The sequence below is a fragment of the uncultured Nostoc sp. genome (genome assembly GCF_964245575.1).
Classification (GTDB): Bacteria; Cyanobacteriota; Cyanobacteriia; order Cyanobacteriales; family Nostocaceae; genus Nostoc.
Map to the genome: position 1 here is coordinate 11,950 of NZ_CAXTNP010000115.1, position 11,309 is coordinate 23,258.

6 protein-coding genes, 1 tRNA gene and 1 pseudogene are annotated in these 11,309 nt (G+C 43.1%); 6 read left to right on the forward strand and 2 right to left on the reverse strand.

Going from position 1 to position 11,309, the window contains the following annotated elements:
* Window positions 1–174 precede the first annotated feature (174 nt).
* The 6 genes from ACFFAP_RS18960 (at window position 175) to ACFFAP_RS18985 (ending at window position 9,448) form a co-directional block, all read left to right on the forward strand.
* On the forward strand, window positions 175–3,456 hold the full coding sequence (locus ACFFAP_RS18960; RefSeq protein WP_375512657.1) for a PAS domain S-box protein: 3,282 nt from the start codon (window positions 175–177) through the stop codon (window positions 3,454–3,456).
* 407 nt (window positions 3,457–3,863) lie between these two features.
* A complete protein-coding gene (locus ACFFAP_RS18965) occupies window positions 3,864–4,586 on the forward strand; it encodes a cyclase family protein (protein WP_375512650.1) in 723 nt (240 codons plus the stop codon).
* 113 nt (window positions 4,587–4,699) lie between these two features.
* The gene (locus ACFFAP_RS18970; protein ID WP_375512651.1) at window positions 4,700–6,196 is read left to right on the forward strand and encodes an aldehyde dehydrogenase family protein; all 1,497 of its coding nucleotides are present in this window, start codon (window positions 4,700–4,702) and stop codon (window positions 6,194–6,196) included.
* Window positions 6,197–6,912: 716 nt separating this feature from the next.
* Window positions 6,913–7,113: a hypothetical protein gene (locus tag ACFFAP_RS18975; protein ID WP_375512652.1), complete on the forward strand. Its 201-nt coding sequence runs from the start codon at window positions 6,913–6,915 to the stop codon at window positions 7,111–7,113.
* 374 nt (window positions 7,114–7,487) lie between these two features.
* A tRNA-Ser gene (locus ACFFAP_RS18980) sits at window positions 7,488–7,556 on the forward strand.
* A gap of 458 nt (window positions 7,557–8,014) precedes the next feature.
* Complete coding sequence (locus ACFFAP_RS18985; protein WP_375512653.1) at window positions 8,015–9,448, forward strand: hypothetical protein; 1,434 nt, start codon at window positions 8,015–8,017, stop codon at window positions 9,446–9,448.
* A gap of 975 nt (window positions 9,449–10,423) precedes the next feature.
* Here the strand turns inward: ACFFAP_RS18985 and ACFFAP_RS18990 are convergent.
* Complete coding sequence (locus tag ACFFAP_RS18990) at window positions 10,424–11,110, reverse strand: transposase (protein ID WP_375512654.1); 687 nt, start codon at window positions 11,108–11,110, stop codon at window positions 10,424–10,426.
* Window positions 11,055–11,309 (reverse strand): annotated as a pseudogene (locus tag ACFFAP_RS18995) (hypothetical protein); the annotation flags it as partial. The pseudogene ACFFAP_RS18995 and the gene ACFFAP_RS18990, both read right to left, overlap by 56 nt.

Below are 11,309 nucleotides of genomic sequence, written 5' to 3' on the forward strand. Positions count from 1 at the left end.
AAAAGGAATTATTGTAAACATAAGACTAAATAAAGTATTAAAATAAATAGCAGGATAACAGAAAAAATATATATATTAACAAATCCTATTTTCAGACTATTACCTTAATAATTTAGGCAGAGCAGGCAGGAAAAAGTGTTTTCTAAAAAGGTGCAGAGCAACATTAACCAAATCATGGTCGAAGAGGAAGAAATAGAACAGGATGAAAAAGTATTTTGCCAGCAGGCGGATACTGCTCCTGTGATGATTTGGATGGCTGAATATAATGCACTTTACTGTTACTTCAATTCAAATTGGCTGGAATTTACTGGAATATATCTAACAACAGGCGCGTCTACATCTGTGCCAGAAGAGGAGATAGGCAATATCTGGACTTGCAGCGTCCATCCCGAAGATAGACAGCGATGTGAAGATATATACCTGGGAGCATTTGCTGTGCATGATTCGTTTCAGAGGCAATATCGTTTGCGTCGGGCTGATGGTGAATATCGCTGGATTTTAGATACAGCTGCGCCACGATTTGCAGCAGATGGTAGCTTTGTCGGTTACATCGGTTATTGTGTAGATATAACAGAAGTGCCCATAGTGGGAAGCCGACCTATCATGACAGAAAGCTCCTCGGCATCTACAAATTCTTCTCATTATCTACGTGAAATTACAGAACTTAAACAGACAGCGGAATTAACAACAGCACTAGAGCAACTACAAGCCGAAACTGCAAAACGCCAAGCAGTTGAAGCACAGTTACACCAAAAAACATCAGAATTTGCAGCGATTTTGCAACTGCTTCCTGATTTATATTTTCGTCTCAATGCTGATGGAACTATCCTGGATTACAAGCAAGGATTGATGGAGAATCCGTATATTCCTACAGGAGATTGTCAGGGCAAGAGTTTGCGAGAATGTCTACCGACTGCTGTAGGCGATCGCTTCCACCAAGCAATAACTCAAGTACTTGAAACTCAATATGAAGTCAGTTTTGAATATACCTTACCGCTCTCAGAAGAAAACAACAATTTTGAAGCTAGGTTATTACCATTACCAGACCAGCAAATCATAGTTATTGTCCGCGACACTAACGACAACATCCAAGCAGCATTAATAGAAAGCAATGCCAAGTTTCGCAGCATGGTCGAAAACGCCCATGACATTATTTTTGCAGTGACCCTTGAAGGGATATTGTCTTACGTTTCTCCTAATTTGACTGATATTTTGGGGTATGAAGTTGCAGAGATTGAAGGTAAATCCTTTATTCCCCTTATACATCCTGACGATGTGTCTATTTGTGCAGATTATTTCCAAAGAATTTTGACAACAGGTGAAAAACAAGACGCAATGGAATATCGAGTCAAACACAAAAATGGCAGTTGGCGATGGCATACAAGCAACTCATCTGTTATTAAAGACGTTAATGGTAATTTTTTAAACTTCCTTGGTATTTGCTATGACACCACTGACCGCAAACAAGCAGAGGAAGCTCTAGCAGAGCGATCGCGTTTAGCAAATTTTCGTGCCGATGTAGACGCGGCCCTTACTCAGAATGACAGCTTACAGAAGACGATGCACCGCTGCACTGAGGCTTTAGTTGAACATCTTGATGCAGCCTTTGCTCGCATCTGGACGCTGAACAAACAAGACAACGTATTGGAGTTGCAAGTCAGTTCGGGGATGTACACCCACATTAATGGGCCCCATAAATGTGTGCCAGTTGGTCAATTCAAAATTGGTTTAATTGCCGAAGAGGGCAAACCCCACCTAACTAACTCTGTGCAGACAGATCCCCGCGTGAGTAACAAAGAATGGGCGCAACGAGAGGGTATGGTTGCCTTTGCTGGCTATCCCCTGATTGTTGAATATGAAACTGTAGGGGTGATAGCCATGTTTGCCCGCCAAACGGTGACAGAATCAACTTTCACGGCACTGGAATTTGCCGCCCAGGCGATTGCCATTGGCATCAAGCGCAAACAAGCAGAAGTTGCACTCAGAGAAAGCGCCCAACGGGAAGCCCTACTCAATCGTCTTTCTAGTCAGATTCGAGCTTCCTTGGATCTCAATTACATTGTGGAAACCGCAGTGCAGGAAATTCGCAACTTATTCCGGATCGATCGCTGCGCCTTCTATTGGTATCGGCAAGACGCTGATGTACCCTACTGGGAGAGTGTATATCAGGCAAAAAGTCCCTCTTTACCATGTCTGCTTAACCACCAAGAAGCAATTAATGCAGAAATCGAACTAATCGCAGCCAAAACCTTGAACAGAGAAATCATCCGCATTGATGATATTAAGACTATGGGCGATTCTATAGCACGGCAGTTTTTGGAGGATTTCGGTTTCACTGCGTTTATGTCGCTGCCTGTACACACCCAATCTGGCGAAATTGGCACATTTAGTTGTGGTTATTGTAGTGGTTTCCGTCCTTGGCTGGACAACGAAGTAGAATTACTACAAGCAGTTACAGTTCAACTAGCGATCGCCATTGACCAAGCCAAACTTTACACCCAAAGTCGAATTGCCGCCCAAACTGCCCAAGACAAAGCCCAGCAACTAGAAGCGGCGCTCTTAGAACTTAAACAAACCCAAGCGCAGCTGATTCAAACTGAAAAAATGTCCAGTTTAGGACAATTGGTTGCAGGTATTGCCCATGAAATCAATAATCCCGTCAATTTTATTTACGGCAATATTAGCCACACCCGTGAATATATCAAGGATTTGCTGCACTTGGTAGACCTTTATCAACAGAACGATTGCCCATCAACACCAGAGATTCACCAACAAATCTATGCCATTGATTTAGACTTTATTAAGCAAGATTTGCCCAAAATCCTGGATTCCATGAACATGGGAGCCGAACGCATTCGGCAGATTGTCCTATCTTTACGCAATTTCTCTCGCCTTGATGAAGACGGCACAAAGCCAGTAGATATTCATGAAGGTATTGATAACACCTTGCTGCTGTTGCAAAATCGCCTGAAAGCCAAACCAGGACATCCCGAAATCCAAGTAATCCGAGACTACGGCAACCTACCACCAGTACTGTGTCACGCTGGACACATAAATCAGGTGTTTATGAATCTGTTGACAAATGCGATCGATGCAATTGAAGAGTCATTTGTCATTAGTCATACCCTGCAAGAAGGCGAAGCGCCTATGTCATTAGTAAACAACTCTAAACAAATGACTTCTCCCCAAATTCGCATTCGCACCCTCATCCAAGAAGGCCATGTAATCATTGGCATTGCCGACAATGGCCCAGGCATGACTGAGGAAGTACGCAAACGTGTATTTGACCCCTTCTTTACTACGAAAGCCGTCGGTAAAGGCACGGGCATGGGGTTATCAATTAGTTACCAAATTGTTGTAAAAAAACATGGCGGGCAAATCCAGTGTATTTCAGCACCAAGAGAAGGTACTGAGTTTGCGATCATGATTCCATTCAAGCAGCAACCCGATTCGTAGATATTACGCAAATTTAATTAAAACTTAATCAGATATTAATCTATTGCTTGTTAACTAAGATTAATTCACTTTTTGCTGCAACATTTGAACCCCCCAAAAACCTGAAATTTACAGGAATTTGGGGATTATTTCTTCTAATACAGGGAAGTAGGACTAGAAATGTTGCAGTTAAACCAATTCACAATTCGCAATTCGCAATTACGTTTTGTGACGGGGATTTAGCTTAGGCATCAAAACGTGCTGCCGTCGTTAGGCAGGGGAATTAAACCCCGAAACTTTGTTAAATTGTTTAAAAAACGTTGTAATGGTAGTATTATTTTTGCGTAGGTGTAGCCCCGATACCATTCGGTTCAGGATATTTCTTGGTTGAGGCAGTTCGGGAAGAGAAGCAGGGGGAGAGAAGAATTATGATACAACCCCAAAGTCAAAATAGTATCACTTACACACGCGTTATCCACCTAAGTCATGTAATTGACATAGATATTCCCCAATGGTCTGGCGACCCTCCAGTAGAATTTGAAACTGTGGCTGAACTGAATAATGATAGCTATTACCTGCGACGTTTCTCCTTGGGGGAACATAGCGCTACTCATATCAACGCCCCTAACAGTTTTCATAGTTATGCTGTGGGAATTGACCAATACCCCGCCCAGTCTTTGGTTGTACCTGCGGTGGTCATAGATATTCGCCAAGCCACAGCAGTTAATCCTGATTATGCCCTGACTATTGCTGATGTTCTGGCTTGGGAAGAAGAATACGGTGAAATTTATCCTGGTTGCGTAGTTATACTGAATACTGGTTGGCAAAAAAAGTGGTTTGATAAAAGTGCATTCCTAAATCATGATTATCAAGGAATTGCTCACTTTCCAGGCTTTGGCAGCGATGCGACTCAATTATTACTGGATGAGCGGCAAATAGCAGGGGTAGGAATTGATACTCATGGTGTAGACCCCGGACAGGATAACAGTTTTGCTATTAACCATTTGGTGTTGGAGAAACCGCGTATTGTTTTGGAGAATCTCACCAACTTGGATCAACTGCCACCGAAAGGTACTACTCTAGCGATCGGCCTTCTCCGGTTGCGTGGTGGTTCTGGTTCTCCTGTGGGGGTGTTAGCGTTAGTCCCTTAATTTTTATATCGATATTTGGTTGTATCGCCAATTTCTCAGACTTGAGGATAACCTAGAAAGCAAGCAAACTTAATACACAAGTTTCAGTGGATCATCAGCCGGAGATTTTCAAGATGACAACTCCGCTATCTTGCCGCAATTATATAGACGGTCAATGGTTGAATGCTGTAGAGGAAGCAACTTTAGAAAGTCGCAACCCTGCTAACAAAACCGAAGTGGTTGCCACATTTCCCCGTTCCCAAGCCAAGGATGTAGATACAGCAGTAGCCGCCGCCCGTAAAGCCTACCACAGTTGGCGCAAAGTCCCGGCCCCAGCTAGGGCTGAATATATCTTTCGGGTTGGGGAAATATTACTCCAGCATAAAGAAGAACTTGCCCAGTTAATCAGTCGGGAAATGGGTAAACCCCTGACAGAAGCCAGGGGAGATGTGCAAGAAGGTATTGACTGCGCCTTTTACACTGCTGGCGAAGGACGGCGACTATTTGGGCAAACCACACCGTCGGAAATGTCCAATAAATTCGCCATGACTGTGCGGATGCCCATAGGAGTTTGTGCCTTAATTACTCCCTGGAATTTTCCTGTGGCAATTCCTTGCTGGAAAGCTATGCCAGCTTTGGTGTGTGGCAATACAGTCATCCTCAAACCTGCCGAAGATACTTCTGCCTGTGCAACTAAATTGATTGAAATTTTCCAACAAGCAGGTTTACCACTAGGAGTAATTAACTTGGTGCATGGTGTAGGAGAAGAGGCGGGGAAAGCTTTAGTTGAGCATCCCAATGTAGATTTGGTATCGTTTACTGGTTCTTCAGAAACGGGTGCTTTTGTTGGCGCTACTTGCGGACGCACTCACAAGCGTGTCTGTCTGGAAATGGGTGGTAAAAATGCCCAAGTGGTAATGGAAGATGCCGATTTGGAACTTGCCTTAGATGGTGCAGTATGGGGAGCATTTGGGACAACCGGTCAACGGTGTACAGCTACCAGTCGCCTGATTTTGCATCGTGATATCAAAGAAGAATTTACCACCATGCTCCATGAGCGTACCAGTAAGTTACGCTTGGGTGCTGGCACTGAACCTAATACAGATATTGGGCCGATTGTCAATGAAAAGCAACTCCAACAGGTGAGCAAGTATTTGGATATCGCCCGTGAGGAAGGAGCAAAGGTTTTAATTGGTGGAGAAATTGCTAGTGAAGGTTCATTGAAAAACGGTTACTTCTTTCAACCAACTATTTTGGATAATGTAACTCCTGATATGCGCGTCGCCCGTGAAGAGATATTTGGGCCAGTAGTGGCATTGATTGAGGTTAGTTCTTTTGAGGAAGCGATCGCAATTCTCAACGATAGCAATTACGGTCTTTCTTCTTCAGTTTACACCCGCGATATCAACCGGGCTTTTACTGCCATGCGCGACATCGAAGCAGGTATCACCTATATTAACGGCCCCACTATTGGCGCAGAGGTACACTTGCCCTTTGGCGGTGTGAAACAAACCGGTAACGGACACCGAGAAGCTGGAACTACTGCAATGGATGTTTTCACAGAATGGAAAAGTGTTTATGTTGACTTCTCTGGAAGTTTACAACGCGCTCAGATAGATAACCGTAGTTAATTTCGCAATAAGCGCGATTTTTAGCTGAGTAGACTATAAAAAAAGACCTAACAAGAACAGCCCCTTAAGAGCTAGCGTTGGGGAGTAAGCCTCAAAGCCTCTCTTCTTTTAGAAGACAGAATCTAAATGACTCGCATTGGAATGCGAAATTTGTAGTATCCCCTTGACATCGTGTAATTTAAATACTACATGTGTAGTATAAAGAAAAAAGCCTCCTCAAAAGGCAAAACTAAAACCTCTAGGAACCTTGACAATTGCATAGATGCCACTTTTTGGGGATTAGTTTAGCAACTTCCTTTGGCAGTACCCACTTTTGGGGCCGCGATTGGTGTTCGACTGCTCCGAAGCCAACAAACGGACGGTTGCAGGATTCGGGTTCAATTCCCGACGGCTCCACTAGACTCTACTTCGGTTGAAGTTGTGTAGACGCTTCCTTAAGAAAATAAAAGCATCGCAATTATGCTTTCCTTGGGTCTGTAGCTCTAACGGTAGAGTTCCCAGATATCACTTGTGCCCTGACACAAAAAGCTTACATACTAGCTCAATAGTAGAGCGATCGTCTCTAAAACGATAAGTGCAGGTTCAATTCCTGCGGTGTTACCACAGCTTTTTCAACTCGCACGAGGTGTGAGTGTAACTCTCACAGGGAGGGTATCGGTTCAATCCCGATCAGATCCACTAATATCAATTCGTAATTAAAACAAGAGGTGATTGCAATGGTTCATATTCGATTTGAAGGACGTTCTGTTGATGTGCCAAAAACACAATTGGGAATTGCAGCAGGGATGAATGATGTAGCAGTGAAGGAGCGCGTTGCTCGGCATTTAGATGTGAATAGCGATCGCCTCTCTGCTTACGTAATTGATCGCCGTCCCAGTGGTGATTTGATCATCCGTCCTGAAGCTGTCTATAGTTAAAGGAGGCAGGAGGGAAGAAAGTTTAAAACATAAGCCTTTGCTTCATTTCTAACTGCATAGTTTTATTCCGCGCCCTAACTTGTAAAGCCTACACACACTCCGGCAACGGAATGCAGGTTCAAGTCCTGCCGCTCCCTTTGATGGGAGCGTAGCCAAATTGGTATAGGCAACTGTGAAAACTGCTTTGCTAACTTGTGCGGAATTCCAATTATTTAAATTGTACTTTGTTTATAACCTTGTTCTGCCGCAATGTATAGAGGTCGAATGATTTACGCTGTTAGGAAACAGCAGTGTAACAAGAAAGAAATTCGATTTATTTTAAATCAACTTTTTAAAACCTAAAATTTTCACTTCGTGCCCTAACTGAAAAAGCTTACATATTAGCCGAATGGTAAGGCACTTGACTTGAGATCAAGCAACTACGGGTTCAAATCCCGTGTGTGAATCAACAGCTTTTTCGACTTGCACGAGGTGATCTTATTTCATTTAAACATGGAGGTGAGAATGATGAAGAAGATTAAGTCTTTCAACATCGAGCCGGAAGATTTCGACGAATTTGACGATTTCTGCTTTTGAAGATAAGAGATCCCCCAACCCCCTTAAAAAGGGGGCTTTTAGAGTTCTCCCCTTTTTAAGGGGGGTTAGGGGGGATCTAGGTTTTAGGTTTTTAGTGCGTAAGTGCTGATCAAATTTCTCAATTAGCAGTTGTTGCCGTGCCCTGATCGCGGAAGCTTACATAACTCTGCACAAATTATACACAGTGCTTCCACAACTTGCGCGGTGACTTTATCACTTCGCGTGCAACATCTGCCTCCTTCAATGCGTGGATTTTAGATTTTGGATTTTCGATTGCAATCCAAAATCGTAAATCCAAAATCCAAAATTCTTAAAGGAGGTTCCTATGAACACCGCAGAACGTGACCTGCGCCTAGAAATGCTCAACAGTTTGCTGACAACTCCTCACCGCAAGCTAGAGCAAGTCACAGAAATTCATCAGTTAATTGTTGAACTCGATCCCATCTTCTACGGACATCTGGCAGTCTGGTATCAGCGTCATGGTGATGTCCGCGACCACAAGGAAGTGTTTCTTGCTTACTTGTTAACTAGCAATTTAACTGAACACCGAGATGCTGGATTTATGATGCTCCAAGAGTTTCCACCCTATCAAGTGGCTCGTGTAGTGGACTTCATGAAGCAGCAGCAAAACAAGCTGCCTCGTTCGGCTCGGACTGCGGTACGGCGTTACCTGAAGACACGAGAGAGCAATCCGGCTCTGTTTGATCGCGCTGCTTTGCGAGGTCGTAAGGCAATGAAGCACTTATATGCTTCGCTGCACATCAAGCCAAATGAGCAAGCAAATGCGATTCTGTTTGGCGATACTCCTTGTGAGGGTTCCTTAGCAAATGTGCTGAAGCAGCTTGCTAAGGCTGAAAATGCCGCAGAACAGGCACGGCTGATTGTGGAGTTCAAAATTCCATACACGATCGCAATTGGTGCGATCAAGCAACTCACACCAGTTGTCTTGGTGGCGTTAATCAACAGCATGACTCCTCAAGAAGCGATCAACAATCTCAAGTCTCTCCAGACTAGAGGTGCAATGGATCACCCAGAAGTCAAGAAGCTGATTGATTCTAAGCTGGAAGCAGCGTCTAAGAGTACGCGTGTCTCAGCATTCAAAGCACAGATTGCCACAGACACCGCAGATTTTGACGCAGACACCGTTGCTCGATTGGAAAAGGTGACAAACGAGCAGGTGAAGCGGCGCGGTGCGATCGCTCGTCCAACCGCTTTATTGGTGGACAAATCCGGCTCAATGGAGAATGCGATCGCGACGGGTTTGCAACTCGCTGCCTTAATCTCTGGTATCACTCAGGCAGAACTGTTTGTCTACGCTTTCGACACCATTCCTTATGCTCTTACGGCAAAGGGCAAGGAGTTGACCGACTGGGAGCGTGCTTTCCAGCACATCAAAGCAGGCGGTAGCACTAGCATCGGCTGTGCATTGGAAGCAATGCGGCGGAAAAAGCAGGTTGTTGACCAGATTATCCTAGTGACAGACGAAGGCGAGAATGCGGCTCCTTACTTCGGTGAAATCTACAAGACCTACTGCCGGGAGTTAGCGATAATGCCCAATGTGGTGATTGTCCGTGTGGGTACTCATTACAACTGGGTGGAGAGTCAATTGAAGCAGCAGCAAGCACCTGTAGATACGTTCACTTTTGCGGGTGACTACTACAGTTTGCCGAACATCGTTCCACTGCTAACGCGCCCCTCTCGTCTGGATTTGCTGATGGAGATTCTGGATATGCCTTTGCCTGTAAGAGAGGATAAGTAAGTTATGAAGTATGGCAATGTTTACCATTATAAATAGTAAGCATTGCGTACTTTGTAAAGTTAACTAACAGTAGCTAGGATTTCATCCCATGAACTATGATTACCAGAAGGGGAGGGAGGCTTGCTAAAGAAAGTTTCATTAAGAATCTGAAGACGTAACATATTATTTAGGTTTATACGCCTCCAATCAGGAAGTTGACCTGAACCGCTCTGACCACCAACTTGATAAATTAAAACTTGTAGAACCTCATCTTTTAATCCAAGAGTATGAGGTTCTGCAATACGTTGAAAATTTTTGTAGTAAAACTGAATTAAATGCTTTTGGGTAATTGCTTTTTTTATAAGTTCTAATACTTTGGGATCGGGTAGTGATAGTTCTGATACTTTGGTATTGGCTAGTGGGCTTTTTGGAAGAAAGCTCTTCTTTGGTTTTTCTATACCTTTTATATTTTTAGGCTTTTGGAATCAAAAATTATCACCTGAATTTTTATTTTTAGTCATGATTTTTTACTACTTATATACTATTGCCACTATTAAATCTTTTTTTACCCAATTTTGCTAGTGGTCTGTGTCATTAATTTTGAAAGGTTTTTAATAAGCGATTTATCGCTCAATTTCAAGGACTAAAGCCACTGACTACGAACTTTCACAACCCATAAAAACTACTAATGACATGAAGCATTAGCTTTACTTTTACCTGAAAAGTAACTATTGTAGTACAATGTAGTATAAATCCCTGCGTGCCCCAACTCGTGGAGCCTACATACTACGCTGCGATCGCTGTAGATTTTTAGTAAGGCAACCTGTACTATTTTGTGCTGATTAGTTCCAGTGACAATAGTTATATTTAGTTAGGCGTACCGAGTGCGATCGCCTATATTAAGGATGCTTCCGTACCATTGCCCTTACGCATGGTAGGTACAAATGAGCGATCGCTGACGCAGCAGATAATTCAATCATCTTCATCTAGCTTTACTCATATCTTGCACCTGGAAAAATAAATGTCAAAACCACAACTACGTACAAGTGGTAACAAGCGTTCAATATTAAGTAACAACTGAGACACGACTAGTTGAGGCAAAATAGATTCAAGTGCAGTTTGTGCAGCCTCACCCCAATCAGGTGGTAACGGTAGTTGAGTGGATAAATAAGTCCAATGAGTAATCAGGTAAGCAGTTAGAGAAAGAATTAGCCAGCGATACATTCCAAGTAGAGTACCCTGCCCAAAACGATGTAAGCCGAAACGATGCTTCGCGGTTTTAAACCACCCTTCTATCTGCCATCTGCGTTTACCCCACCATTTAAGAGTTGAAGCTTTCATCGGTCGAGTAGACAAAACAAAACGTTTTTCTAGTTTGCCATTGTCGCGCTTTAAGTAATACCAAGATACAGGAACGGCAAAGTTTAAACCAACTAAATAAACTTGTTGTCCCTGTTTATGTAAATGCCTTAAAAGTCTGCCATCAGTTAACTTACGGCTAATAGCTACGCCTGTAAGTGCATGATATTTAAGCTGGCGTATCCCATGAAGAAATTCTTTGCTACCAAAGGCAGTATCAGCTAAAATAATGACCTGAAAGCGTTCAGTTAAACATTGAGGTAAACGCTTAACTAGCTTGAGTCCTAGCTGGGCAAATGAGAGTACCTTTACCTCTCCAAACACGGAAACTCCAAGGTATGCGCCACTTTCCTATAACTAAATAAACAACTACTATATGTAGACCACGTTTACCATTATAAACTCTAATTAAATCCCCAAAACTTGAGAATTTACCGCGTTTTTCTAGAGTAGTTAAGTCAATTATTACTTGTAAAAATGGTTTGCGCCCTTGAGCAGATGAAGATAACATCTTGACAACTGT

What these genes read in the sequence shown, in the direction of transcription:
- ACFFAP_RS18975 (WP_375512652.1), top strand. Translation starts at nt 6,913, where the DNA reads ATGGTTCATATTCGATTTGAAGGACGTTCTGTTGATGTGCCAAAAACA.
- ACFFAP_RS18985 (WP_375512653.1), top strand. Translation starts at nt 8,015, where the DNA reads ATGAACACCGCAGAACGTGACCTGCGCCTAGAAATGCTCAACAGTTTG.
- ACFFAP_RS18970 (WP_375512651.1), top strand. Translation starts at nt 4,700, where the DNA reads ATGACAACTCCGCTATCTTGCCGCAATTATATAGACGGTCAATGGTTG.
- ACFFAP_RS18965 (WP_375512650.1), top strand. Translation starts at nt 3,864, where the DNA reads ATGATACAACCCCAAAGTCAAAATAGTATCACTTACACACGCGTTATC.
- ACFFAP_RS18960 (WP_375512657.1), top strand. Translation starts at nt 175, where the DNA reads ATGGTCGAAGAGGAAGAAATAGAACAGGATGAAAAAGTATTTTGCCAG.